Origin of the sequence: Glaciihabitans sp. INWT7 (genome assembly GCF_014217685.1) — a bacterium.
GTDB lineage: Bacteria > Actinomycetota > Actinomycetes > Actinomycetales > Microbacteriaceae > Lacisediminihabitans.
In genome coordinates this window covers 1,590,826-1,616,296 of sequence record NZ_CP043653.1, presented here as the reverse complement: position 1 = coordinate 1,616,296, position 25,471 = coordinate 1,590,826, and the positions used below count along the sequence as shown (strand labels likewise).

The 25,471-nt window shown below is 65.5% G+C and carries 26 protein-coding genes; 16 read left to right on the top strand and 10 right to left on the bottom strand.

Features of this window, described 5'->3' with window-relative positions:
- The first annotated feature begins 94 nt into the window (after nt 1-94).
- From whiA to F1C58_RS07860, 8 genes are all read left to right on the top strand, one after another.
- The gene (whiA, locus tag F1C58_RS07895) at nt 95-1,075 is read left to right on the top strand and encodes a DNA-binding protein WhiA (protein WP_185203855.1); all 981 of its coding nucleotides are present in this window, start codon (nt 95-97) and stop codon (nt 1,073-1,075) included.
- Between the two features lie 157 nt (nt 1,076-1,232).
- Nucleotides 1,233-1,859: a superoxide dismutase gene (locus F1C58_RS07890; RefSeq protein WP_185203854.1), complete on the top strand. Its 627-nt coding sequence runs from the start codon at nt 1,233-1,235 to the stop codon at nt 1,857-1,859.
- A 127-nt stretch (nt 1,860-1,986) separates the two neighbouring features.
- Nucleotides 1,987-2,994 carry a type I glyceraldehyde-3-phosphate dehydrogenase gene (gene gap / locus F1C58_RS07885; RefSeq protein WP_185203853.1) on the top strand — a complete coding sequence of 336 codons (1,008 nt, stop codon included), beginning with the start codon at nt 1,987-1,989 and terminating at the stop codon, nt 2,992-2,994.
- Between the two features lie 9 nt (nt 2,995-3,003).
- Entirely contained in the window at nt 3,004-4,224 is a 1,221-nt protein-coding gene (gene pgk / locus F1C58_RS07880; RefSeq protein WP_185203852.1) for a phosphoglycerate kinase, read from the top strand.
- On the top strand, nt 4,221-5,006 hold the full coding sequence (tpiA, locus tag F1C58_RS07875; RefSeq protein ID WP_195808715.1) for a triose-phosphate isomerase: 786 nt from the start codon (nt 4,221-4,223) through the stop codon (nt 5,004-5,006). Before pgk ends, tpiA begins: the two co-directional genes overlap by 4 nt.
- Nucleotides 5,007-5,104: 98 nt before the next feature.
- On the top strand, nt 5,105-5,356 hold the full coding sequence (secG, locus tag F1C58_RS07870; RefSeq protein WP_185203850.1) for a preprotein translocase subunit SecG: 252 nt from the start codon (nt 5,105-5,107) through the stop codon (nt 5,354-5,356).
- An 11-nt stretch (nt 5,357-5,367) separates the two neighbouring features.
- A complete protein-coding gene (locus F1C58_RS07865; protein ID WP_185203849.1) occupies nt 5,368-5,733 on the top strand; it encodes an RNA polymerase-binding protein RbpA in 366 nt (121 codons plus the stop codon).
- A gap of 659 nt (nt 5,734-6,392) precedes the next feature.
- Nucleotides 6,393-6,533: a hypothetical protein gene (locus tag F1C58_RS07860; RefSeq protein WP_185203848.1), complete on the top strand. Its 141-nt coding sequence runs from the start codon at nt 6,393-6,395 to the stop codon at nt 6,531-6,533.
- A gap of 282 nt (nt 6,534-6,815) precedes the next feature.
- Here the strand turns inward: F1C58_RS07860 and pgl are convergent, their stop codons facing one another.
- Genes pgl through tkt form a run of 6 tightly spaced genes read right to left on the bottom strand, consistent with a single transcriptional unit; the run spans nt 6,816 to nt 15,005 of the window.
- Nucleotides 6,816-7,586, bottom strand: coding sequence for a 6-phosphogluconolactonase (gene pgl / locus F1C58_RS07855; protein WP_185203847.1), 771 nt, complete (start codon nt 7,584-7,586; stop codon nt 6,816-6,818).
- Nucleotides 7,583-8,557: a glucose-6-phosphate dehydrogenase assembly protein OpcA gene (locus tag F1C58_RS07850; RefSeq protein ID WP_185203846.1), complete on the bottom strand. Its 975-nt coding sequence runs from the start codon at nt 8,555-8,557 to the stop codon at nt 7,583-7,585. The genes pgl and F1C58_RS07850 overlap by 4 nt, the downstream gene beginning before the upstream one ends.
- 22 nt (nt 8,558-8,579) lie before the next feature.
- The gene (gene zwf / locus F1C58_RS07845) at nt 8,580-10,121 is read right to left on the bottom strand and encodes a glucose-6-phosphate dehydrogenase (RefSeq protein WP_185203845.1); all 1,542 of its coding nucleotides are present in this window, start codon (nt 10,119-10,121) and stop codon (nt 8,580-8,582) included.
- 39 nt (nt 10,122-10,160) lie between these two features.
- Nucleotides 10,161-11,759 (bottom strand): glucose-6-phosphate isomerase, encoded by a 1,599-nt coding sequence (locus F1C58_RS07840; RefSeq protein WP_185203844.1) that lies wholly within the window; start codon nt 11,757-11,759, stop codon nt 10,161-10,163.
- Nucleotides 11,756-12,883 carry a transaldolase gene (gene tal / locus F1C58_RS07835; protein WP_185203843.1) on the bottom strand — a complete coding sequence of 376 codons (1,128 nt, stop codon included), beginning with the start codon at nt 12,881-12,883 and terminating at the stop codon, nt 11,756-11,758. The genes F1C58_RS07840 and tal overlap by 4 nt, the downstream gene beginning before the upstream one ends.
- Nucleotides 12,884-12,908: 25 nt before the next feature.
- The gene (tkt, locus tag F1C58_RS07830) at nt 12,909-15,005 is read right to left on the bottom strand and encodes a transketolase (RefSeq protein ID WP_185203842.1); all 2,097 of its coding nucleotides are present in this window, start codon (nt 15,003-15,005) and stop codon (nt 12,909-12,911) included.
- Nucleotides 15,006-15,288: 283 nt separating this feature from the next.
- Between tkt and F1C58_RS07825 the strand changes: the two genes are divergently transcribed.
- The 7 genes from F1C58_RS07825 to F1C58_RS07795 all read left to right on the top strand — a co-directional run bounded on the left by F1C58_RS07825 (nt 15,289) and on the right by F1C58_RS07795 (nt 21,545).
- On the top strand, nt 15,289-16,215 hold the full coding sequence (locus tag F1C58_RS07825; RefSeq protein WP_185203841.1) for a heme o synthase: 927 nt from the start codon (nt 15,289-15,291) through the stop codon (nt 16,213-16,215).
- 107 nt (nt 16,216-16,322) lie between these two features.
- Nucleotides 16,323-17,213: a heme A synthase gene (locus F1C58_RS07820; RefSeq protein WP_185203840.1), complete on the top strand. Its 891-nt coding sequence runs from the start codon at nt 16,323-16,325 to the stop codon at nt 17,211-17,213.
- 223 nt (nt 17,214-17,436) lie between these two features.
- Nucleotides 17,437-18,855, top strand: coding sequence for a Fe-S cluster assembly protein SufB (gene sufB, locus F1C58_RS07815; RefSeq protein WP_185203839.1), 1,419 nt, complete (start codon nt 17,437-17,439; stop codon nt 18,853-18,855).
- A gap of 21 nt (nt 18,856-18,876) precedes the next feature.
- On the top strand, nt 18,877-20,082 hold the full coding sequence (gene sufD / locus F1C58_RS07810; protein WP_255461344.1) for a Fe-S cluster assembly protein SufD: 1,206 nt from the start codon (nt 18,877-18,879) through the stop codon (nt 20,080-20,082).
- A 27-nt stretch (nt 20,083-20,109) separates the two neighbouring features.
- Nucleotides 20,110-20,427 (top strand): non-heme iron oxygenase ferredoxin subunit, encoded by a 318-nt coding sequence (locus F1C58_RS07805; protein WP_370543708.1) that lies wholly within the window; start codon nt 20,110-20,112, stop codon nt 20,425-20,427.
- A 19-nt stretch (nt 20,428-20,446) separates the two neighbouring features.
- Nucleotides 20,447-21,211 carry a Fe-S cluster assembly ATPase SufC gene (gene sufC / locus F1C58_RS07800; protein ID WP_185203836.1) on the top strand — a complete coding sequence of 255 codons (765 nt, stop codon included), beginning with the start codon at nt 20,447-20,449 and terminating at the stop codon, nt 21,209-21,211.
- A gap of 4 nt (nt 21,212-21,215) precedes the next feature.
- Nucleotides 21,216-21,545 (top strand): metal-sulfur cluster assembly factor, encoded by a 330-nt coding sequence (locus F1C58_RS07795; RefSeq protein WP_185203835.1) that lies wholly within the window; start codon nt 21,216-21,218, stop codon nt 21,543-21,545.
- Nucleotides 21,546-21,664: 119 nt separating this feature from the next.
- Here the strand turns inward: F1C58_RS07795 and F1C58_RS07790 are convergent, their stop codons facing one another.
- Nucleotides 21,665-22,276, bottom strand: a complete 612-nt coding sequence (locus tag F1C58_RS07790) for a biotin transporter BioY (RefSeq protein ID WP_185203834.1) — start codon at nt 22,274-22,276, stop codon at nt 21,665-21,667.
- Nucleotides 22,277-22,386: 110 nt separating this feature from the next.
- Here F1C58_RS07790 and F1C58_RS07785 point away from each other — a divergent pair, with 110 nt between their 5' ends.
- A complete protein-coding gene (locus F1C58_RS07785) occupies nt 22,387-23,985 on the top strand; it encodes an ABC-F family ATP-binding cassette domain-containing protein (protein WP_185204058.1) in 1,599 nt (532 codons plus the stop codon).
- A 21-nt stretch (nt 23,986-24,006) separates the two neighbouring features.
- On the opposite strand, the gene F1C58_RS07780 is transcribed toward F1C58_RS07785, so the two are convergent.
- Genes F1C58_RS07780 through F1C58_RS07770 form a run of 3 tightly spaced genes read right to left on the bottom strand, consistent with a single transcriptional unit; the run spans nt 24,007 to nt 25,465 of the window.
- Complete coding sequence (locus F1C58_RS07780; protein WP_185203833.1) at nt 24,007-24,864, bottom strand: SURF1 family protein; 858 nt, start codon at nt 24,862-24,864, stop codon at nt 24,007-24,009.
- Nucleotides 24,861-25,175 (bottom strand): hypothetical protein, encoded by a 315-nt coding sequence (locus F1C58_RS07775; protein ID WP_370543694.1) that lies wholly within the window; start codon nt 25,173-25,175, stop codon nt 24,861-24,863. The genes F1C58_RS07780 and F1C58_RS07775 overlap by 4 nt, the downstream gene beginning before the upstream one ends.
- Nucleotides 25,172-25,465: a DUF3099 domain-containing protein gene (locus tag F1C58_RS07770; RefSeq protein ID WP_185203832.1), complete on the bottom strand. Its 294-nt coding sequence runs from the start codon at nt 25,463-25,465 to the stop codon at nt 25,172-25,174. Before F1C58_RS07770 ends, F1C58_RS07775 begins: the two co-directional genes overlap by 4 nt.
- Nucleotides 25,466-25,471 lie beyond the last annotated feature (6 nt).

The window sequence follows — 25,471 nt, the reverse complement described above, 5'->3', positions numbered from 1 at the left end:
AGCTCGCATCACGACTTCGATGGCTCCGTCCCGGCTGAATCCCGCGGGAACCGAACACGCCATCCTCGAATAACGGAAAGCAAAGGAAATCGGATTGGCTCTCACCGCCGACGTTAAAGACGAACTCGCCCGCATCGAGGTCAGCAAGACCACGGTTCGTGCCGCGGAACTGGCGACCATCCTGCGGTTCTCCGGAGGGCTGCACCTGATCTCGGGACGCATCGCGGTCGAGTCGGAACTCGATACAGCCCAGCTCGCCCGGCGTGTGCGCAAGGACCTCGCCGAGCTCTACGGCGTGAAGAGCGAGATCTCCGTGATCTCGGCCTCCGGACTGCGCCGCACGAGCCACTACCTCGTGCGAGTGCTCGACGGGGGAGAGACGCTCGCGCGCCAGACCGGACTGTTGGATGCCCGTCGCAGGCCGATCCGCGGACTGCCCAACAAGCTCACCACGGGCAGTCGTGAGGAACTCGCGGCCGTCTGGCGTGGCGCGTTCCTCGCGCACGGGTCACTCACCGATCCGGGTCGCTCGGCCGCCCTCGAGATCACCTGCCCGGGGAACGAGTCCGCAATGGCTCTCGTCGGAGCCGCGGGGCGACTGAAGATCGCCGCGAAGGCACGCGAGGTGCGCGGGGTCCATCGGGTGGTGATCCGCGACGGCGAAGCCATCAGCGCGATGCTGGTGCACATGGGCGCGCATTCGACCGTGCTCAACTGGGAAGAGCTGCGACAGCGCCGCGAGGTGCGTGCCACCGCCAACCGGCTCGTCAACTTCGACGATGCGAACCTGCGGCGATCCGCTCAGGCGGCGGTTGCGGCCTGCGCCCGCGTGGAGCGCGCCCTGGAGATCCTCGACGGCAACGTGCCGGAGCATCTGCGGTATGCAGGCGACCTGCGGTTGCGCTTCCGTGATTCCAGCCTCGACGAACTCGGACACCACGCTGATCCGCCGATGACGAAGGACGCCGTCGCCGGTCGCATCCGGCGGCTCCTGGCCATGGCCGACAAGCGTGCCGTCGACCTGGGGATCCCCGGCACCGACGCGAACTTGCCCCCCGATTACGAAGACGCGTGAGCGGTCGGCGCGGTCGTGTCCTGAACAGGTTCTGAACGCGACCTGACCGGGAGGCAAGCATCCGATGGGTGCCCTCGCCCAGCCGGGTAGACTGAAAACAGACCCGGATCGCCGCGAATCTGAAGCGCCGACGGGACTAAGAAAAGGAGATCACACTATGGCCGATTACACTCTGCCCGAACTGGGATACGACTACGGAGCACTCGCTCCGAGCATCAGCGGCGCCATCATGGAGCTGCACCACTCCAAGCATCACCAGGCCTACGTGACCGGGGCGAATGCTGCCGTCGCAGCTCTCGCGGCTGCTCGCGACTCTGGTGACCTCGCCAACGTCAACAAGCTCGAGAAGGACCTCGCGTTCAACCTCGGCGGGCATGTGAACCACTCCATTTTCTGGACCAACCTCTCCCCGGACGGCGGCGACAAGCCGGTCGGAGAGCTCGCGTCGGCGATCGACGACAACTTCGGATCGTTCGACAAGTTCACCGCACACTTCACCGCCGCAGCGCTCGGCGTGCAGGGCTCCGGCTGGGCGGCCCTCGTCTGGGACTCGATCGGAGAGAAGCTGCTCATCAGCCAGTTCTTCGACCAGCAGTCGAACTTCGCCGCGGGAACCGTGCCGGTTCTCATGTTGGACGTCTGGGAGCACGCCTACTACCTCGACTACAAGAACGTGCGGGCCGACTACGTCAAGGCGTTCTGGAACATCGCCAACTGGGCGAACGTGCAGCAGCGTTTCGATGTTGCTCGCGAAAAGACGAACGGCCTGCTGGTACTGTCATAGCAAATCTGGCTCGTCCAGCAATCAGGGCGGTGTGGCCGGTCATCCCGGCCGCACCCCTGATCCCACCCGTAGTGCACAACACCCCCAACAAAGTCGCGGTCACCGCGCCTCAGCAACAGGAGTTCTCTTGACTGTCAAGATCGGTATCAACGGCTTCGGCCGCATTGGTCGCAACTACCTCCGCGCGGCTCTCGCTCAGGGCGCAGACCTCGAGGTCGTCGCCGTCAACGACCTCACCGACCCTAAGTCGCTCGCGCACCTTCTCAAGTACGACTCCGTCGCCGGCCGCCTGTCGGAGGATGTCTCGGTCGACGGCGAGTTCATCGTCGTCGGAGGCAAGCGCATCAAGGTTCTCGCCGAGCGTGACCCCGCGAACCTCGGCTGGGGAGACCTCGGAGTCGACATCGTCATCGAGTCGACCGGTCGCTTCACGAACGCGAAGGACGCCGCCAAGCACATCGAGGCCGGCGCGAAGAAGGTCATCATCTCCGCACCCGCAACCGACGACGACGGCACCTTCGTCATGGGTGTCAACGAGCACCTCTACGATGCCGCGACCCAGCACATCCTCTCGAACGCATCCTGCACCACGAACTGCCTCGCGCCCCTGGCCAAGGTCTTCATGGAAGCCTTCGGCATCGAGCGAGGTCTCATGACCACTGTTCACGCCTACACCGCTGACCAGAACCTGCAGGATGGTCCGCACAGTGACCTTCGCCGTGCCCGTGCCGCCGCCCTCAACATCATCCCGACCTCGACCGGTGCCGCCAAGGCCCTCGGTCTGGTCGTGCCGGAACTCATCGGCAAGCTGGACGGCTATGCCCTCCGCGTGCCAGTGCCGACCGGTTCCATCACGGACCTCACCGTCGAAGCGGGACGCAACGTCACCGTCGCCGAGGTCAACGCGGCGTACAAGGCAGCCGCCGAGAGCGGCGCGCTCAAGGGATTCCTCAGCTACACCGAGGACCCGATCGTGTCGAGTGACATCCAGGGCGACCCGCACTCGTGCATCTTCGATGCCGGACTCACCAAGGTGATCGGCAACCAGGTCAAGATCGCCGGCTGGTACGACAACGAGTGGGGCTACTCCAACCGCCTCGTCGACTTCACCGAGTACGTCGCAGAGCGCCTGTAAGGCTGACGGATGACCCTCCGCACGATCGATTCACTCGGTTCGCTTGCGGGCAGGACGGTCATCGTCCGTTGTGATCTGAACGTGCCCCTCAAGGGCACCCAGATCACGGACGATGGCCGTATCCGCGCCTCGCTGCCCACACTGAACCTGCTCATCCACGCCGGTGCACGTGTGGTCGTGGTGTCCCATCTGGGCCGCCCCGAGGGTGCCCCGGATGAGAAGTACAGCCTCGCTCCCGTGGCCCAGCGGCTCAGTGAGCTTCTCGGCAAGCCCGTGACCTTCGCCTCGGACACCGTGGGCAGTTCCGCAACGGAGGCCGTTGCCGGCCTGGCCGACGGCGATGTGGCGCTGCTCGAGAACCTGCGTTTCAACGCGGGGGAGACGGCCAAGAGCGCGGATGAGCGTCGAGAGTTCGCGAGCAGGCTCGCTGCCTTCGGCGACGCCTTCGTCTCGGACGGTTTCGGGGTCGTGCACCGCAAGCAGGCGAGCGTCTACGAACTCGCCGAGCTCCTTCCTAGCGCGGCGGGCACCCTGATCGCGACCGAGCTCGACGTGCTCGATCGCCTCACCGAGAACCCGAGTAAGCCCTACGCGGTGGTGCTCGGCGGCTCAAAGGTCTCGGACAAGCTCGGTGTGATCGCACATCTGCTGCCGAGGGTCGACTCCCTCCTCATCGGCGGAGGCATGCTCTTCACTTTCCTCGCCGCCCAAGGGCACAAGGTCGGCGCGAGCCTACTCGAGATCGATCAGCTCGAGGTCGTGCAGGGCTACCTCGCGAAGGCCCAGGAACTCGGTGTCGAGATCGTGCTCCCGACGGATGTCGTGGTGGCATCGAAGTTCGGCGCCGACGCGGAACACCAGGTGCGACCGGCCGACGACATCGAAGGCTCCCCGTGGGCAGAGTCCGGCCTCGGGCTGGACATCGGTCCGGAGACCGCTGCTCGCTTCGCGGAAGTCATCCGCGAGTCGAAGACGGTCTTCTGGAACGGTCCGATGGGCGTGTTCGAACTCGCCCCGTTCGCCGCGGGTACCAAGACCGTCGCACAGGCGCTCACCGAGGTGGACGGCCTGTCAGTCGTGGGCGGGGGAGACTCCGCCGCAGCGGTGCGGGCTCTCGGGTTCACGGATGACCAGTTCGGGCACATCTCCACCGGCGGAGGCGCGAGCCTGGAATTCCTGGAGGGCAAGAGCCTTCCGGGCCTCGAAGTTTTGGGATGGACAGCAGCATGACCACTCGTACCCCCTTCATCGCCGGCAACTGGAAGATGAATCTCGACCACCTGCAGTCCATCGCGTTTGTGCAGAAGCTCGCCTGGAGCCTCAAGGACGCGAAGCTCGACTACGGCACCGTCGAGGTTGCCATATTCCCGCCGTTCACCGACCTCCGCTCGGTGCAGACCCTCATCTCGGCTGACAAGCTATCCCTCAAGTTCGGTGGGCAGGATGTATCGGCCCACGACTCCGGCGCCTACACCGGCGAGATCTCGGGCGCCTTCCTGAAGGCGCTGGATTGCGAGTACGTCATCGTCGGGCATTCCGAGCGACGCACGCTGCATCACGAGACAGATGAAGAACTCGCGGCGAAGGTCGCTGCGGCGATCGCTCACGGGCTCGTTCCCGTGCTGTGTGTCGGCGAGACCGCAGAAGACCTCGAGAAGCACGGGCCGAGCGCGGTTCCTGTCGCCCAGCTGCGCGCGGCTCTTGCGTCGGTGAAGACCGGAGCGAACATCGTCGTGGCGTACGAGCCGGTCTGGGCGATCGGCTCGGGTCAAGCGGCGACTCCCGCGCAGGCGGAGCAGGTAGCGGCCCAGCTGCGGGCGACTCTGACCGAGCTGATCGGCGAGGAGGCGGCATCCGCCACTCGCATCCTCTATGGCGGGTCCGTCAAGGCCTCGAACATCGCGGGTTTTATGCGAGAGCCGAATGTGGATGGCGCGCTGGTCGGGGGAGCGAGCCTCGATCTTGCCGAGTTCTCGAGCATCGCGCAGTTCCAGAAGCACGTCGGCACCTGAGCTCGGCTCGGCTCGGCGGTTTCGTCGCCGACCGTTTCGGCAAGTTATACTAAACCGCGCCCGATAGACCTCATCGGCGCGCCCCAGAAAGGCTGTTCGTGGAAATTCTTCAGGTCATCCTGCAGGTGGTGCTCGGCATCACGAGCCTCCTGCTGACCCTCCTCATCCTGCTGCACCGCGGTCGCGGCGGCGGGTTGTCCGACATGTTCGGTGGCGGAGTGACCAGCAACCTCGGAGCATCCGGAGTCGCGGAACGAAACCTCAACCGCATCACGCTGATTCTCGCGCTGATCTGGGTCGCATCGATCATCGTGCTCGGTCTGATCACCAAGTTCGACGTAACTGGCTAGGAGACGTACCCATGGCTTCAGGTGGCAGCGCTATTCGTGGTTCCCGCGTGGGAGCAGGTCCGATGGGCGAGCAGGACCGTGGATTCCACGCGGAGCGTCTCCAGGTCTTCTACTGGTGTGCAAATGGACACGAGTTGAGCCCCCACTTCTTGGCGACGATCGAGCCAGAGGAGATCCCCAACACTCTCGATTGCCCGAACTGCGGCCTTCCCGCGGGTCGTGACAAGGAGAATCCTCCGTCGGTGGTCAAGGTCGAGCCCTACAAGACTCATCTCGCCTACGTGAAAGAGCGCCGCACCGAAGAGGAAGCGGCAACGCTCCTCGACGAGGCGCTCGAGCAGCTCCGCGCGCGTCGCGGTCGCCTCACGCCCCAGTAGCATTCGCGCGGGGTCCCGCAGGTGGTGGGGATCGACGAGATCCCGTTGCTGTCTAACGGTCGCCGCTTTGTGTCGACTCCCGCCCGCCGGTTGCGTACGAAACCTGTGAGCCACGGATGCCGCCGGGGTGGCGAGAGCACCCGGCCGCATCCCCTCACCGCTCACCGCCCGTCAAAAATGGACGCGAAAAGCCGGCTTCGGTGCAGGTTGCGACGGATCAGGGGTTCTCGCGCACCCAGCCGCAGCGCACCGCGAGGCTCGTCCGTCAATTTACGCGGGATAGCCCTACTCAGAGGACTTTTCCCGACGAATTGCGCGTCTTCGCTTATCTCGCCGCAGCTGACCGCTCGGCTCGTCCGTCACTTTGCGCGGGAAAACCATGCTCTAAAGACCTTTGCCGACGGATGGGTTTGAGGGCGTCGCTGCAGCTGGGAATCTCGGGCACCGCGCGAGGGGACCTGCCGCGATCCAGCCAGTAACGAATCACTCTGCACGGGCGGGCCTGGGATACGGGAGCGAACCTCGGCCCATCCGACAGGCGTGGCGGGGAACGGGCTCCGCGACGGACCCTTTCACGGTTGTCGCCCGCGTAGGGTGAGCGCTGACCCCGCGACAGACCCGTCGCCAATCGTCGCGAAGGGCAACCCAGAGGGTAGTCTGTGACGGATGACTCCCGCATGATGCGCCTACCGGAGACCGGGCCCGACCGACCCGTCACCGAATGCGGCGTGGAGCCCACCGGCGAACAGTTTGTGACGGATGACTCCGCCGCGGTGACCCTCGCCAGTGACCGCGAGTGACCCACCCGTCACCGAATGCGGCGAAGGGCCCACCGGAGAACAGTTTCTAGCGGATGACGCCCGCACGGTGACCCGCTGGCGGCCGAGCGTGGTCGAGCCGTCGGCCCGCGCGGTGACCCCGCCCAGCGACCGAGTGTGGCCGAGCCGTCACGAATCGCCGCGGCGCCCTTCCCCGAGGACAGTCAGTGACGGATGGCGCCCGATCCGGCGTTGGCGGAATACCCCATCCGGGACGACCTCAGCGAGACAGCCTGCGAAGCGAGCGCTAGGCCAACGCCGCCGTCAGTACTCCGCAGCGATGAGGTCTTCCGGAACCTCGGCTGCCGCCTCTTGGTCGACGAAGAAGACCGTGCGCAAGCGTCCTTCGACACCGGCGACCGGCACCTCCCAGGTGCTCGCTCCGGCGAGGGCGAGTCCAAGGGCGGAGGCCTTGTCCGGGCCGGACAGCGCAAGCCAGATACGGTCCGCACTGTTGATCACCGGCAGTGTGAGGCTGAGGCGCTCGGGTGGCGGCTTGGGGGAGTTGCGCACAGCGATGACCGAACCTTCGGTGACACGGATGCCCGGGGCATCCGGGAACAGCGACGCCACGTGCCCGTCCGGCCCGACCCCGAGGAACAGGATGTCGAATCGAGGCGTGTCACGGCCCTCTTCCGCGGCATCCGCGAGCTCCTCGGCGTAGGCGGTCGCGGCATCATCGAGGCTGAGGCCCGAATCCGACGCGGCACACCAGTGGATGTTCTCCGGGCGGAGCGCGACGTGGTCGAGGAGAGCCGCTCGCGCCTGGGTGTCGTTGCGTTCGGCGTCGCCCTTCGGCAGCCAGCGCTCGTCGCTCCACCAGAGCACCACCCGTGACCAGTCGATGCTGTCCCGTGCGGGAGATTCGCTGATCGCCTGGAGAACCGCGCTGCCGACGGTACCGCCCGTGAGCGCGATGTTCACGCGCGGCTGCTGGTCGAGCAGATCGACCACCTTGGTGATGAAGCGAGCCGCGACCGAGCCGGCGAGAGCCTTCTTGTCCGCGTGCACGAGCACGCGTCGGGCGTTGCTCATGCTTCGGGCACCGTGATGGATCCGGTGACTGTCGGCGCATCCAGCTCCGCCAGACCGTGCTGGATCACCGCCCCGAACAGGTCGTCGGGGTCGAGGCGACGCAGCTCCTCGGCCAGGCAGTCACGCAGACTGCGACGGATGAGAGAGATGTCATGCACGGGCTGGTTGGGCTGAACGAGCGTGACGATATTCGTGTGCGTGCGTTCGAGCTCGATCACTCCGGAGGCCCGGTGGAGCCGCACCCCCTGGATTCCGCTCGAACCGTGAGAGGGCGTCACGAGCTCGTGACGTGCCGGAACCTCGAGCTGCATCTGCAACCAGGCCGCAAGCAACCCGGTCGATGGGGAGTCCGGGGCGCCGTGCACCTCGACACCGGTGATGGGTTCATAGGGCGGCTGGTCGAGCACGGCGGCGAGCTGTGCGCGCCAGAGTGTGAGGCGCGTCCAGGAGAAGTCGGTGTCGCCCGGGCTGTAGGTGCGCGAGAGGTGGTTCAGAAATCCTCGCGGATCGCTCTGTGCCGCGGCATCCGTGATCCGACGCTGGGCGATGCGCCCCAGGGGGGATTTGGAGACGATCTCCGGGGCCTCTCCCGGCCACCAGGCGACGACGGGTGCGTCGGGAAGCAGGAGTCCCGTGACGAGCCCCTCCTCGTCCGAGGCGGTGTCGCCGTAGGCCTTGAGCACGACCACTTCGCTGGCGCCAGCGTCTCCGCCGACACGGATCTGGGCGTCGAGCCGTGCCGTGTCCGCTACCGCGGCTCCGTCGGGACCGGTAGAGATGACGATCACGCGCATCGGATGCTCGCGGGACGCGTCATTCGCGGCCTCGATCGCCTCCTCCTCGTGTCCGAGATTCGTGGAGATCACCAGGGTGAGAACGCGCCCGAGCGCGACGGCGCCGCCTTCCTCTCGGATCTTGACGAGAGTCTTCGAGATCTGGCTCGTGGTGGTGTTGGGAAGGTCGACGATCATGAACGACTCCAGACTGTGATGATCACGGGCGTCGCCAGACGCGGCCGTCGCGGGCGAGAAGGTCGTCGGCGGACTTCGGACCCCAGGTGCCGGGGCGGTACTGCTCCGGCTGACCCTGGGTGGCCCAGAACTCCTCGATCGGGTCGAGGATCATCCAACTGAGTTCCACCTCCTGGTGGCGGGGGAACAGCGGTGGGTCGCCGAGCAAGACGTCGAGGATGAGGCGCTCGTAGGCCTCCGGGCTCGCCTCGGTGAAGGCGTGGCCGTAGCCGAAGTCCATGGTCACGTCGCGCACCTGCATTCCGGCCCCGGGCACCTTCGATCCGAACCGGATCGTCACCCCTTCGTCCGGCTGCACACGGATGACGAGGGCGTTCTGGCCGAGTGCAGAGGTCTGGCTCTCGGCGAACAGATACTGCGGCGCCCGCTTGAACACCACCGCGATCTCGGTGACCCGACGCCCGAGGCGCTTTCCCGCGCGAAGATAGAAGGGCACTCCCGCCCAGCGGCGCGTGCCGATGTCGAGGCGGATGGCCGCGAAGGTCTCGGTGAGGGACTGCGGATTCATGCCGTCTTCCTCAAGGAATCCGACCACTTTCTCGCCGCCCTGCCAGCCGCTGGCGTACTGGCCGCGAGCTGTCGAGTTCGAGAGGTCCTTCGGCAGTCGGATGGCCGAGAGCACCTTCTCCTTCTCGGCACGGAGGTCCTTCGCCGCGAAAGAGACGGGCTCTTCCATCGCCGTGAGGGCCAGGAGCTGGAGGAGGTGGTTCTGGATGACGTCGCGCGCGGCGCCGATACCGTCGTAATATCCCGCCCGGCCGCCGACGCCGATGTCCTCGGCCATGGTGATTTGCACGTGGTCGACGTAGTTGGCATTCCAGATGGGCTCGTAGAGCTGGTTGGCGAAACGGAGGGCCAGAATGTTCTGGACCGTCTCCTTGCCGAGGTAGTGGTCGATGCGGAACACGGAGTCCGCGGGGAACACCGATTCGACTACGTCGTTGAGTTCGCGGGCGGTCTTGAGGTCGCTGCCGAAGGGCTTCTCGATCACGACTCGACGCCACGCGCCATCCACCTCGTCGGCCAGTCCGGAGCGCCGAAGCTGCTCGGTTACCTGCGGGAACGACTTGGGCGGAATCGAGAGGTAGAAGGCGTGGTTGCCCATCGTGCCGCGGGTCTCGTCGAGCTCTTCGAGAGTGTTCTTGAGCTCGGCGAAGGCCTTGTCGTCATCGAATTCGCCCTGGACGAAACGGATGCCCTCGGCCAGCTGCTTCCACACGTCCTCGTCGAAAGGGGTGCGGGCATACTGCTCGACCGCGTCGTGCACGACTTGGGCGAAGTCCTGATCGACCCAGTCCCTTCGCGCGAACCCGACCAGCGCGAATCCCGGCGGGAGCAGGCCGCGGTTTGCGAGGTCATAGACCGCCGGCATCAGCTTCTTGCGGGCGAGGTCACCCGTCACTCCGAAGATGATCAGGGCGCTCGGCCCGGCGATCCTGTTGAGACGGCGGTCGGAGGGCAACCTCAGCGGGTTGAACTCCGGCGTGATTTCCACCGGGGACATTCGACTCCTAGCGAGTTCGTATCGAGATTCGGCGGGGACTCAGGCGATGGCGCTGAAGAGCGTCGCGAGATCCTGTGCCGGGTCTGTGAGGGTCAGGGTGAGTACCGGTCGACCGTGGTCGGCGAGCACGCTGGCATCACCGGCCGCCTGCGCCTGGATGAGATAGCCGTAGGAGAACGGGCTGTCCGGGATCTCCAGGTCGGCCGGAGCCGTCGCGGTGATCTGCAGGAAGACTCCGGTCGCCGGTCCACCCTTGTGGTACTGGCCGGTCGAGTGCAGGAATCGCGGACCCCAACCGAAGGTCACCGGGCGACCGGTCTTCTCGGCGAGCAAGTCGCGCAGCTTCGCGAGCCCGTGGTTCGCGTGGCGGTCGACGTAGGCCTGAACCGCAAGGTACCCATCGGCACCGATCTGCGCGAGGAGCGCGTCGATCGCGGCGGACACGGAATCCGCGCCGCCGAGGAGCTCGGTCGATCCCCGCACCTCGATGCCGTCTGCGGTGAACGCGGGCGCGATGGGTTCGGGGCGCGAGTCCAGAAGGGCGCGGGTCGCGATCTTGGCTGATTCGACGTCCGGCTGGTCGAAGGGATCGATGCCGAGGAGTCGGCCGGCCACGGCGACCGCATATTCCCAGACGAGCATCTGCGCGCCGAGGGTTCCACTGATCTCAATCTCGCCGTCGCGCACCTCTTTGGTGGCTCTGGCGCTCTCGACCAGGCGCACGATCTGCACGTCGGCGAGGTTCTCGGTGAGCTCGGGGGAGTGCAGGTCGAGCACGACGGGGAGCAGGCCCTTGCCGCTCTTGCCGGTGGATTCCGCAATCAACTGCTCGACCCAGTCGCCGAACCCGACGATGTAGGTGCCGTCTGCGACGATCCCGACCTTGTCCTTGAGCGGCACGGTCCCTGCGATGGCGGCGCCGAGGATAAGACCCGGGTTGTCGACCTGGTCGACCATCAGTTGGCCGGTGACGGCGGATGCTTCGGCCAGGAGCGCACGGATGTCCACTCCGGCGAGGCCGGACGGCACGAGACCGAAGGCGGTGAGCGCCGAGTAGCGGCCCCCGACGTTCGGGTCGGCGTTGAACACGCGGTATCCGGCCGCGCGGGCGGAGGCATCCAGCGGTGAACCCGGGTCGGTGACGACGACGATCCTCTCGGCCGGGTCGATGCCGATGCCGTGGAAGGCCTCTTCGTAGGACTTGCGCTGGCTGGCCGTCTCGAGCGTCGAGCCGGACTTCGACGAGATGACGACCGCGGTCGTATCGAGGCGATCGGAAAGCGCTGCCAGGATCTGTCCGGGGTCCGTGGAGTCGAGGATGGTGAGTTCGACCCCGGCGGTCCGGGTGATGACCTCGGGCGCGAGCGAGGATCCGCCCATCCCGCCGAGCACGATGTGGTTGACGCCCGAGGCGTGGAGCTTGTCACGGAGCGCGATGATGTCGTCGATCAACGGCTCGGAGATGACGACAGCCTCGGTCCAACCGAGCCGCTTGCCGGCTTCCGCCTCGGCATCCGTCCCCCACAGCGTGGGGTCCTGGTCGGCGATGCGGGACGCGACGAGGTCACTGACGAGTTGTGGAACGATGCGGTCGACGGCTTCTGCTGCGGCACCGCTCACCGCGATGTCGAAGCTCACTTCGCCACCTCGGCATTCGCCGACTCGAGAGCCGCGGTCACCGTGTCGAGGAGCTCGTTCCAGGAGACGATGAATTTCTCCACGCCTTCCTTCTCGAGCAGGGCAGTCACCTCTTCGTAGGAGATGCCCAAGGCGTCGAGCGAGTCGAGCACGGCATTCGCGTCGTCGTAGTTGTCGGTGACCTGGTCTCCGTCGATCACTCCGTGGTCGAAGGTGGCCTCGAGGGTCTTCTCGGGCATGGTGTTCACGACGTTCGCGACGGCCAGCTCGGTGACATAGAGGGTGTCGGGAAGCGTCGGGTCCTTCACACCGGTGGAGGCCCAGAGCGGCCGCTGCACGTTCGCGCCCGCAGCGATGAGGCCCTTGGCCCGCTCGCTGTCGAAGGCCTGCTCGAAGACCTGGTACGCGAGGCGGGCGTTTGCGATGCCTGCCTTGCTCTTCAGCGCGATGGCGTCCGGAGTGCCGATGGCGTCGAGTCTGTTGTTGATCTCGGTGTCGACGCGGGAGACGAAGAACGACGCGACCGAGTGGATCGTCGACAGGTCGTGGCCCGCCGCCTTGGCGTTCTCGAGGCCCGTCAGGTAGGCGTTGATGACCTCTCGGTGGCGCTCGAGGCTGAAGATCAGCGTGACGTTCACGCTGATTCCCGATCCGATGGTCTCGGTGATCGCCTCGAGGCCCTCGATCGTCGCGGGGATCTTGATCATCGCGTTCGGTCGGGCGACCTTGGCCCACAACTGCTTGGCCTGATCGGAAGTCGCAGCCGCATCGTGGGCGAAGCCTGGCTCCACCTCGATGGAGACGCGTCCGTCGCGGCCCTCGGTCGAGTCGTAGACCGAGCGGAAGATGTCGCTCGCACTCGCCACGTCGTCGGTAGTGATCTCGAAGACCGCTTCGGTAACGGTCTTGCCGGCGGCCGCCAGTTCGGCGACCTGTGCGTCGTAGGCCTCGCCCTTGGCGAGAGCACTGGCGAAGATCGTCGGGTTCGTGGTCACGCCGACGACGTTGCGCTCGGCGATCAGCTTCTGCAGGCCACCGGAGTTGATCCTCTCGCGGGAGAGGTCATCGAGCCAGATGCTCGTACCGAGGGCGGAAAGGGCGGCGGTGGGGGTGTTCTCAGTCATGATCGTTTTCCTTTTCTTTCGACGCTTAGACGGCGGCGATCGAGTCCTTGGCGGCGGAGATGGCGTGTTCGGTGGTCATCCCGAACTCGCGGAACAGCGTCTTGTAGTCGGCGGATGCCCCGAAGTGCTCGATCGAGACACTGCGGCCGGCGTCGCCGACGTACGAACGCCAGGTGAGGTCACGTCCCGCCTCGATCGAAACCCGCGCCTTCACGCTCTTCGGGAGCACGGACTCGCGGTATTCGTCGGACTGTTCCTCGAACCACTCGAGGCACGGAGCCGACACCACCCGGGCATTGATGCCCTCGGCCTTCAACTGTTCGCGGGCGTCGATGGCGATCTGCACCTCTGAGCCGGTCGCGATGAAGATCACGTCGGGAGTGCCGTTCGGAGCCTCCGCGAGCACGTATGCCCCCTTCGCCACATGCTTCGCCGCAGCGAAGGTCTCGCCTTCGGCGACGTCGTCTCCCCGTTCGAAGACGGGGATGTTCTGCCGGGTGAGCGCGATTCCCGCGGGTCCCTTGCGGCGTTCGAGGATCGTCTTCCATGCCCACGCGGTCTCATTGGCGTCTCCGGGTCGCACGATGTCGAGATCCGGGATGGCGCGGAGGGCCGCAAGCTGCTCGATGGGCTGATGGGTGGGTCCATCTTCACCCAGGGCGACAGAGTCGTGGGTCCAGACGTAGATCGTCGGGGCCTTCATCAGTGCGGCGAGGCGCACGGCCGGACGCATGTAGTCGCTGAAGATCAGGAAGGTGCCGCCGAAGGGGCGGGTGTTCCCGTGCAGGACGATGCCGTTGAGGATGGCCCCCATGGCGTGCTCGCGGATGCCGAAGTGCAGGACGCGGCCGTACTTGTTGCCGGTCCACTCGTGGGTCGAGTGCTCGGCGGGCACGAACGACTGTGCGCCCTCGATCGTGGTGTTGTTCGACTCTGCGAGGTCGGCGGAGCCGCCCCAGAGTTCCGGGATCACCGGGCCTAGTGCATTAAGCACCTTGCCTGAGGCCGCACGAGTCGAGACCTCCTTGCCCGCCTCGAACACGGGCAGAGCCTCTTCGACGCCCTCGGGCAGGTCACCGGAGAGGATGCGGTCGAGAAGCACCTTGCGGTCGGGGTTTGCCACGGCCCAGGCGTCGAACCGGGCGTCCCACTCGGCATGAGCGGCCTTGCCGCGGTCGACGGCCTTGCGGGTGTGGGCCAGGACTTCGGGGGCGACCTCGAAGGTCTTCTCGGGGTCGAAGCCGAGCACCTCTTTGACCGCGGCGAGCTCCTCGGCACCGAGCGCCGATCCGTGGATCTTGCCCGAGTTCTGCTTCTTCGGGCTCGGCCAGCCGATGATCGTCTTCAGGATGATGAGGGAGGGCTTGGAGGTCTCGCCCTTGGCGGCCTCGATGGCGTCGTTCAGCGCCTGCACATCTTCGATGTACTGGCCCGTCTTCTTCTTCCAGTCGACGATCTGGACGTGCCAGTGGTACGCCTCATAGCGGGCCTTGACGTCCTCGGTGAAGGCGATATTGGTGTCGTCCTCGATCGAGATCTGGTTGCTGTCGTAGATCGCGATCAGGTTGCCGAGCTCCTGGTGTCCGGCGAGGGAGGATGCCTCGCTCGTGACGCCCTCCTGCATGTCCCCGTCACCGGCGATGGCGTAGATGTAGTGGTCGAATGGGCTGGTGCCCTCCGCGGCGTCCGGGTCGAACAGGCCGCGCTCGAAGCGGGAGGCGTAAGCGAACCCGACGGCAGAGGAGAGGCCCTGGCCGAGCGGGCCGGTAGTGATCTCCACGCCGTCGGTGTGGCCGTACTCCGGGTGGCCGGGCGTCTTGGAACCCCAGGTGCGGAGCGCCTTCAGGTCGTCGAGTTCGAGGCCGTAGCCGCCGAAATAGAACTGCACGTACTGGGTGAGCGAGGAGTGACCGACCGAGAGAATGAAACGGTCGCGCCCGATCCAGGTGCTGTCGCTCGGGTCGCGGCGCATGACCTTTTGGAACAGGAGGTACGCGGCGGGGGCGAGGCTCATCGCGGTGCCGGGGTGCCCGTTCCCGACTTTCTCGACGGCATCCGCCGCGAGAATTCGAGCGGTGTCTACGGCGGTGTTGTCAATGGGATCCCATTGGAGAGCTGCCACGAGAATTCGACCCTTCTGTTGCGTACGATGTCTGTCCCGGGTGGGTCACACCGCCTGAGGTAATTACACATGCTCGCCTGACGACATCGGCAGGGCTGTGGGCAGACCGAAGCGACGAATGAGGTCGGCGGGGGCTGTTGGCACGGCGTGCGGGCATTATTAAGTATAGAGAAAGCCGTGAGCGAGCGTTCGAATGCGTCCCAGCGGGGCTGGGGGGTTGACAGGAGCTCCCAGCCGGGACGCTTACACTGATCAGCGAAGATGATCGGGTGTTAGAGGAGCAATGGACGTAGCGGTAGAGACTCGGGAACCGGCCGAGCACATCGGTCTTGCCCGCAAGTCGAAGGCGTATTTCGCCCTCACCAAGCCGCGTGTGATCGAGCTACTCCTTGTGACTACCGCGCCGGTCATGATCCTGGCGCAGGGCGGCATCCCCAACCTCTGGCTCGTGCTCTGGACGCTGGTCGGTGGTGCCCTGAGCGCCGGATCCGCCGGCGCATTCAACTGCTACATCGACCGCGACATGGATCGCGTGATGAAGCGCACGAGCAAGCGTCCCCTGGTCACCGGGGAGCTTACCGACCGCGAGGCCTTCGTCTTTGCGTGGGTCATCGGGGCTGCGTCGATCGCGGTGCTCGGGCTGCTCGTCAACTGGCTCGCCGCGGCGCTGTCGCTCGTCGCCATCCTGTTCTACGTGCTCGTCTACACCCTCGTGCTCAAACGCCGCACCCCGCAGAACATCGTCTGGGGCGGTGCCGCGGGCTGCATGCCCGTGCTCATCGGCTGGGCCGCCGTCACCGGTTCGCTCAGCTGGACTCCGGTGATCCTCTTTGGAATCGTCTTCCTCTGGACGCCTCCCCACTACTGGCCACTGTCGATGCGGTATCGGGCCGATTACGCCTCGGTGAACGTGCCGATGCTCGCCGTCGTGCGCGGCCGCACGGTCGTGGGCCTGCAGGTTGTGCTCTACGCCTGGGCGACGGTGGCCTGCTCGCTCCTGCTCATCCCGGTCGCCCAGATGGGGATCCTGTATTCCGTCGTCGCCGTCCTGGCAGGCGGATGGTTCGTGTTCGAGTCACATCGCCTGTACGCCATGGCGATCCGCCACGACACCGTGAAGCCGATGCGGGTCTTCCACAGCTCGATCAGCTATCTCACGCTGCTCTTCCTCGCTGTCGGGATCGACCCTCTGCTCGCTCTCGTGCGCTGACCCGCCATCCTCCGGAGGACAGACCCATCGTCACCCCATTCACCTGGCTGGCCAGCCGCTACAGCCTCGGTCCCCGCGCACTGCGTTGGGGCACGACGGCCGCGCTCGTGGTGAGCATATTCATCGTGCTCACCGGGGGAGTCGTGCGCGTCACCGGATCCGGTCTCGGCTGCCCGACCTGGCCCGCCTGTGAATCCGGTTCTTTCACGACCACGCCTGAACTCGGCATCCACGGCTTCATCGAGTTCGCGAATCGGGCGCTCACCGGAATCCTGATCATCGCGGTCGGGTGGGCCATCGTGGCCGCACGACTGCAGAAACAGCGCAACCGCACGCTCACCCGCCTTGCCTGGTCGCAATTCTGGCTCGTCATCGCCAATTCGATCGCCGGCGGCATCTCGGTGCTCACCGGACTCAACCCCTACGTCGTGGCGATGCACTTCGTCCTGGCGATCGCCCTCCTCACGACGACAGCACTCACCTGGCATCGCGCCAGGCAGGCGATCGCCCCCAGCGACGTTTCCACCGCAACGACGGCGCGCGCATCCGCCATTCTCAGTGTGCTGCTCGTCGCGGTCACCTTCGTGCTCATCGTGGTCGGTACCCTCGTGACCGGCTCCGGACAACACTCGGGCGATTCCGCGGCTGTGCCGCGCATGGGCTTCGTCTGGCAGCAGGTCGCCATCGTGCACGGGGTGCTCGGAACAGCGGTCATCGCTCTCGCTCTCGCGCTCTACGTCTCACTGCGGGCCCGGTCGGGCACCTCCCTGGCACGGGGTCGGGTGATCGCGTTCATCGTGGTGACGGTGGCGCAGGCCGCACTCGGACTGGTGCAGGCGAATATCGGAGTCCCCGCCGCGCTCGTCGCCATCCACGTCCTCGGTTCCGCGCTGGTGTGGGTGGGGGCGTTGCGGGTGCTGCTGGATGTGAACCCTTCTTTGTTCCGCACGGTACGGCCGCACGTGCTCGCGACGCCGATGGCCGCGACTCTCCGGTGATTCGCAACCCGCTGCCTGTAGAATCGACAGCGCAGTAAGCACTTGGGCCACCGTGTCGGCGTCGATACGCGAGGCGTCTCCGCCCGGCAGATCGCGTGCCGGCGGGATCCGCCGCCGGTGGATGTGCGGGGGAATGCCTTCGCTCCTCCTCCGGTTGTCTTAGGGGCAGGTGCAGTAGCAAGGGTTCTTGCACCAGAGGTTTTGTCAAAGGAAGTGGGAAACTATGTCGGACATCCTGATCGACCGTCCCGAACTGGAGAGCCTCGGTATCTACGAGTTCGGCTGGTCCGACTCCGACGTTGCCGGAGCATCCGCCAAGCGTGGCATCTCTCCCGAAGTGGTGGCCGACATCTCGGGCCTCAAGAGCGAACCGGAATGGATGCTGAAGAACCGCCTGAAGGCGCTGGCTCTCTTCTATAAGAAGCCCATGCCCGCCTGGGGTGCTGACCTCTCCGGCATCGACTTCGACAACATCAAGTACTTCGTCCGCTCCACCGAGAAGCAGGCCCAGACCTGGGACGATCTGCCCGATGACATCAAGAGCACCTACGAGAAGCTCGGAATTCCAGAGGCCGAGCGACAGCGCCTCGTCTCCGGTGTCGCCGCCCAGTACGAGTCCGAGGTGGTCTACCACACGATCAACAAGGACCTCGAAGAGCAGGGCGTCATCTTCATGGACACCGACACCGCGCTCAAGGAGTACCCGGAACTCTTCAAGGAGTACTTCGGCACCGTCATCCCCGCCGGCGACAACAAGTTCGCGGCGCTGAACACCTCGGTGTGGTCTGGCGGCTCGTTCGTCTACGTGCCGAAGGGCGTGCACGTGCAGATCCCGCTCCAGGCCTACTTCCGCATCAACACGGAGAACATGGGCCAGTTCGAGCGCACGCTCATCATCGCCGACGAGGGTTCCTACGTGCACTACATCGAGGGCTGCACCGCTCCGATCTACAAGTCGGACTCCCTGCACTCCGCCGTCGTCGAGATCATCGTGAAGAAGAACGCCCGCGTTCGCTACACGACGATCCAGAACTGGTCGAACAACGTCTACAACCTCGTCACCAAGCGGGCGATCGCCCACGAGGGCGCGACCATGGAGTGGATCGACGGCAACATCGGTTCGAAGGTCACCATGAAGTACCCGTCGATCTATCTCGTCGGGGAGCACGCGAAGGGCGAGACGCTCTCCGTCGCCTTTGCGGGACCGGGACAGCATCAGGATGCCGGCGCCAAGATGATCCACATGGCTCCGTACACCCAATCGTCCATCGTCTCCAAGTCGATCGCCCGGGGCGGTGGCCGCACCGGCTATCGCGGAGAGGTGCGCATCGCCGAGGGCGCCCACCACTCCGCCAATACGGTGCGATGTGACGCTCTGCTCGTCGACGCCATCTCGCGTTCCGACACCTACCCCACCACGGATGTCCGCGAGGACGACGTGCAGATGGGACATGAGGCGACGGTCTCGCGAGTGAGCGCAGAGCAGCTCTTCTACCTCCAGTCGCGCGGGATGCCGGAAGACGAGGCCATGGCGATGATCGTTCGTGGATTCATCGAACCGATCGCACGCGAACTCCCCATGGAGTACGCCCTCGAACTCAACAAGCTCATCGAAATGGGCATGGAAGGCAGCGTCGGCTAGGTGTCTGTTCCTACTCAAACCGTGCCCGAAACGGTCACCACGGGTCCTGCGTCAGCGCCCGATCACTCCCGGCTCGGCTCCAAGCAACACAGCGACGGCGGCTGGGGGCTCGTGCCCGTTCAGGTGCGTTCCGCGCGCTTCGCATCCTTCGACGTCACCGACTTCGAGACAGTCACCGGCCAGGAGGCCGAGTGGAAGCACACTCCGATCGCCCGGGTGCAGCCCCTGATCGATGGGACCCTCGAGGGAGACATCGAGCCCCTCACGGGCGTCACCGTCTCCGGCGATGCAGCACTGATCGAATGGGTCTCGCGCGACGATTCCCGCCTCGGCCGCGCCGGAAAGCCGGAGGAACGGGCATCCGCCAACGCCTGGAGCGCATTCGAGAAGGCACTGGTCGTCACCATCACGGGGGAGCACTCCTCTGAAGTGACCGTGACCCGGACCGCCCTCGGCGCCACCGCCCGGGCCGCCCATACCGTGATCCACGCCACACGCCACAGTGTCGGCACAGTCGTGTTGCAGAACAGCGGTGACGCACTCCTCAGCGAGAATGTCGAGATCGTCCTCGACGAGGGCGCCCAGTTGACGGTCGTCACCGTGCAGCAGTGGGATCCCACCGCGATCCACCTGGCGAGCCACTTCTCGGAGATCGGTCGCGACGCCAGGCTCAAGCACGTCGTCGTCTCGCTCGGTGGATCAGTGGTGCGGATCAATCCGTCGACCCATCTCTCGAGCGAGGGCGGGGATGTCGAGCTCTACGGGGTCTACTTCGCCGACACCGGCCAGCACCTCGAGCAGCAGGTCTTCGTCAACCACGATGCGCCAAACACCAAGTCACGAGTCAGCTACAAGGGCGCGCTGCAGGGTGCGGGCGCCCACACGGTATGGATCGGCGACGTGCTCATCCGCCCGACGGCCGCCGGAACCGACAGCTACGAGCAGAACCGCAACCTGCTGCTGACGGATGGTGCGCGGGCAGACAGCATCCCGAACCTCGAGATCGAGACCGGCGACATCGCGGGCGCTGGCCATGCGAGCGCCTCCGGACGATTCGACGATGAGCAGCTCTTCTACCTCCAGGCACGCGGAATCCGCGAAGACGAAGCGCGGCGACTCGTCGTGCGCGGCTTTCTCTCGGAGATCGTGCAGAAGATCGGTTCGCCGGGACTCGAAGAACGACTCCAGACCGCTATCGAAGCCGAACTCACCGTAAACGAAGCCTGACCCCGAATGGAAGAGCCTGTAGTGACCATCAAGATCTGTGCCGAAAGCGACATCGAACTCGGCTCCGCGGTGCGTGTCGTCATCGACGGCACCCCCATCGCCGTCGTTCGCGACTCCGCCGGCGCGGTGCACGCCATCGGTGACACCTGTACCCACGGCGACATCTCCCTCGCCGAGGGTTTCGTCGAGGACGACACCCTCGAGTGCTGGGCGCACGGTTCCAAGTTCTCGCTGATCACCGGCAAGCCGATCACTCTCCCGGCCTACGAAGCGGTACCCGTCTTCGCGGTCTCCATCGTGGACGGCGACGTCTTCATCGATCCGACCCCCGTGGTCGCCTCCTAACTCCCAAGGAATTCACACCATGTCAGTACTCGAAGTCACAGACCTCCACGTGAGCGTCGAAACCGAACAGGGCACCAAGCAGATCCTGAAGGGCGTCGACCTCATCGTCAATGAGGGCGAGATCCACGCCATCATGGGCCCCAACGGCTCGGGCAAGTCGACGCTCGCTTACACGATCGCCGGTCACCCGAAGTATCACGTCGAGAGCGGGTCCGTCACTCTCGACGGCCAAGATCTCCTCGCCATGCCCGTGGATGCCCGCGCCCGCGCCGGTCTCTTCCTCGCGATGCAGTACCCGGTGGAGATCCCCGGCGTCGCAGTGACGAATTTCCTGCGCACGGCCAAGACCGCGATCGACGGCGTGCAGCCCTCGATCCGCACCTGGACCAAAGAGGTCACCCAGGCCATGAAGGACCTGCGGATGGATGCCTCGTTCAAGGACCGCAACGTCAACGAGGGTTTCTCCGGCGGCGAGAAGAAGCGCCACGAGATCCTTCAGCTCGAGTTGCTCAAGCCGAAGTTCGCCATCCTGGATGAGACCGACTCCGGCCTCGACGTCGACGCGCTCAAGATCGTGTCGGAGGGCGTGAACCGGGCAAAGGAGAACACCGGTCTCGGCCTCCTTCTGATCACCCACTACACGCGCATCCTGCGCTACATCACACCGGACTTCGTGCACGTCTTCGTCGACGGTCGGGTCGCGGAAGAGGGCGGCGCCGAGCTGGCCGATCGCCTCGAAAATGAGGGCTACGATCGCTTCCTCGCCCCCGCGAGCCTAGGCTAGAGCCATGGCTGTCGCACTCGCTCCCGCTCTCTTCGACCAGGTGGAAGAGGCGCTCAAGGATGTCATGGACCCCGAACTCGGGGTCAACATCGTCGATCTCGGACTCATCTACGATCTCACCTGGGACGACGAGAACGACGCACTGATCATCAGCATGACCCTCACCTCGGCCGGCTGTCCTCTCACCGACGTGATCGAGGAGCAGACCGCCCAGTCCCTGGACGGTGTGGTCGAGCAGTTCCGCATCAACTGGATCTGGATGCCGCCGTGGGGTCCGGAGAAGATCACGGACGATGGCCGCGACATGATGAGGGCGCTCGGCTTCTCGATGTAGGGCGCTGCCTCGGCAGCGCAGCGCGGATCCCGATCGACGCTAGCCGGCACACCCGGTCGCGCCGACCGGGTGTGCCGCGCAAGATCACCCTCTCGCGCGGCGCCTACTGAATGGTGCGCCTACTGGGAGGGCAGCGAGCGCCGGTCGTCCTTGCGGTTGATGCCGAACCAGGCGAGACGGATGAAGCCGGCCGCAAGCAACGCCTTGATGATCCCGCCGACGATGAACGGGTACAGACCCGCCGCAAGCGTCTGCTCGAGGTTCAGCCCGAGGGATGCCGACAGCCAGGGCAGCCCGAAGGCGAAGGTGACGACGGTGCCCGCGGAGAACGAGGCGATCGCCCCGAGGATCTTGTGGTCCCACGAGCGCTGGGCGAGCCACCCGGTGAGAGCCGCCGCGAAGATGAACCCGACGATGTAGCCGCCGGTCGGCCCTGCGATGACACCGAATCCGTGGCTCGCGTCGCTGAACACGGGCAGCCCGACGATTCCGAGAACGGCGTAGAGGGCCATGGACAGTGATCCGCGCACAGCACCGAGGGTGCTTCCGACGATGAGCACGGCAAGAGTCTGCCCGGTGATCGGAACCGGCCAGAGCGGCACTGTCAGCTGGGCGGCGACCGCGGTGAGGGCAGCTCCGGCGGCGACGAGAACGACATCCGTTGCGAGGCTGTGGGTGAAGATGCGGTCCGCGAGAGTGGGCCGTCCGGGCGCCAACGTGAGGGTGCTCATATGTTCTCCTTGAATGCAGGGGGAATAGACCGACAGGCCCACGATTTATACTAGAGGCCACCCCCTCCCTCACGTCGTCGCGAGATGACTCAAACAATTGGACTTTGCCTGTGCTCAGCGTGCACGACCTCGAACTGCGTGTTGGCGCACGCATGCTCATGGAGGACGTCACCTTCAGAGTCGAACGCGGAGACAAGATCGGCCTGGTCGGCCGAAACGGAGCGGGCAAGACGACGCTGACGAAGGTGCTCGCCGGCGAGGAACTCGCCACCGGAGGCACCATCGATTCGACCGGCGAGATCGGCTACCTTCCGCAGGATCCGCGATCCGGCAACCCGGAGGATCTCGCCCGCACGCGCATCCTCGACGCCCGCGGCCTCGGCCAGCTGGTGATCGGCATGGAGAAGACCGCGCTCGACATGGGCGATTCAGACGAGAAAGTCGCCGCGAAGGCGATGAAGCAGTACGGCGAGCTCCAGGACCGTTTCATGGCGCTCGGCGGATACGCGGCCGAAGCGGAGGCCGCCTCCATCGCGAGCAACCTCAGCCTGCCCGACCGCATCCTCGATCAGCCGCTGTCGACGCTCTCCGGTGGGCAGCGTCGCCGCATCGAACTCGCCCGCATTCTGTTCTCCGGGGCAGACACCATGCTTCTCGACGAGCCGACGAACCACCTCGACGCCGACTCGGTCACGTGGCTTCGCGAGTTCCTCAAGAACTTCCAGGGCGGACTGATCGTGATCAGCCACGATGTCGAGCTTGTGGAAGACACGGTCAACCGCGTGTTCTACCTCGACGCGAACCGCCAGGTCATCGACATCTACAACATGAACTGGAAGAACTACCAGCGCCAGCGTGCCGCCGACGAGGAACGTCGCAAGAAGGAACGCGTCAACGTGGAGAAGAAGGCCGGGGTTCTGCAGATGCAGGCGGCCAAGTTCGGAGCGAAGGCCTCGAAGGCCGCCGCCGCCCACCAGATGGTGCGCCGCGCGGAGAAGATGCTGTCGGGCCTCGACGAGGTTCGCGCCGTCGACCGGGTCGCCAAACTGCGTTTCCCCGATCCCGCGCCCTGTGGACGCACGCCGCTCATGGCATCCAATCTCTCCAAGAGCTACGGCTCACTCGAGATCTTCACCGCGGTCGACCTGGCCATCGACCGGGGCTCGAAGGTAGTGATCCTGGGCTTCAACGGTGCCGGGAAGACCACTCTTTTGCGTATCCTCGCGAGTGTGGACCAGCCCGACACCGGTCAGCTCGAGCCCGGTCACGGTCTGCGGATCGGGTATTACGCCCAGGAGCACGAGACCATCGACGTGAAGCGCACGGTGTTGCAGAACATGGTGTCCTCCTCGCCGAACATCACCGAGACCGAGGCCCGCCGCGTTCTCGGCTCCTTCCTCTTCTCGGGGGATGACGCCACCAAGCTCGCCGGCGTGCTGTCCGGTGGCGAGAAGACCCGTCTCGCCCTCGCGATGATCGTGGTCTCCGGAGCCAACGTGCTGCTTCTCGATGAGCCGACGAACAACCTCGACCCGGCAAGCCGGCTCGAGATCCTCGATGCCTTGGCGAACTACTCTGGCGCCGTGGTGCTCGTGAGCCATGATGAGGGAGCCGTCGAGGCCCTCAATCCAGAACGCGTGCTCATCCTGCCCGACGGTACCGAGGATCTCTGGAACCGCGACTACGCCGACCTGGTGGCACTGGCCTGACTCTCTGGTCGAGTGGGTCGCTCAGCGACCGTATCGAGACCCGGTCGTCTCGAGGATCTCGTCCTCGACCTCGCTGTCGCTGCGCGGCTTGGTGAGCTTCTTGCGCTCGCGCACCTCTGCGCGCTCCTGCTCCTCCGGATCGTCGGCGTTCCTCATGCGGTATTCCTGGCGGATCGCGTACCAGAGACCGAAGAACGCCATGACACCGAAGATGATCCACTGGATGGCGTAGGAGATGTGCAGACCCTCGTCGAGCTCGGGGCGCGGCATCGCGGTCGGCCGGGTCGCCGCTGCGGGACTCTCCGACACCATCAGCCCGTAGGCACCCGTGTAGGTGGGCTTGCCCACGAGCTTCTGCACGTCAGGCAGGTGGATCGTCGCCAGCTCGCCGCGCGTGTCCGAACGGCCACTCAGGGTCGGCTCTCCCGCCTGCAGCCTCACGATCACGGTGACGGTGCCGCTTCTCGGGGAGGGGATGCTGTCGGGCCGGTCCTGCATGTTGCCGATCGGCACGTAGCCGCGGTCCACCACGAAGACGGTGCCGTCCGCGAGCAGCAGGGGATCGAGCACCTCGAATCCGGGCTGGCCGTTCAGCGGACGATTGCGCACGAGCACCTGGGAGTCCGCGAGATAGCTTCCGGTGATCGTCACCTGCTTCCACTGCTGCTTCGGCGAATAGGAGCCGCGAGTGGGAAGGACAGCTTCGAGGGGCACCGGAGTGCTGTGGTAGTTGCGATCGACCAGTTCATTGGCGCTGCGCGTCTCGTTGAGCCGGGCGACCTGCCATTGTGAGAGCCCGACGCAGACCGCGGCGAAGACCACAGCGAGAGCGAGATAGCCGAACCATCGCCGGCTGATCGCGAATCTCCAGCGGTTCATGGCAGGACGGTCTCGGTCTCGGTCGCCGAAGGGCTTGCCACGCCGTGGACGATTTCGGGGAGCCGCTCGAGCGGCTCGGAGAGCGGGGTGACGACGACCGGGAAGTCGCGGGCGTCGAGATAGTCGTGAAGAAAGTCAAGGTGCTCAGCGCAGGCCAGCCAGATCTTGACCCGCTCCGGCCCATGGATCCTCGGATTGCGCCAGTTGACGTTCCACCCGGCCGGGTTCGAACAATTGGCTCGCGAGCAGGTCTGCCCTTCGAGCTCTCCGTCGAATCCTCCCCCGAAACCGATCATCGGCGCAGCGCTCACCGGGGATCTGGCCCGGGAACGTCGGGTGCGCGTCGCACCAGCCCGCCCGGTCGCAGTACCTCGGCGGCAGGCTTCGAGATGCTCGCGTTGGCGAGCACCACCGCGATGTAGGGCAAGACGATGGCGCCGATAGCCGGAAGGAGCCGCCACCAGCCCGGCACGACGAGGCAGAGCAGGATGCACACGGTGCGGATGCTCATCGCGACCGTGTACTGGATCATGCGGCTGCGCCGATCGTCCTGAGGAGACCGGGGGAGTGAAGTGATCGACTGCTGCTGCTGTTTTGCCATGGTGTG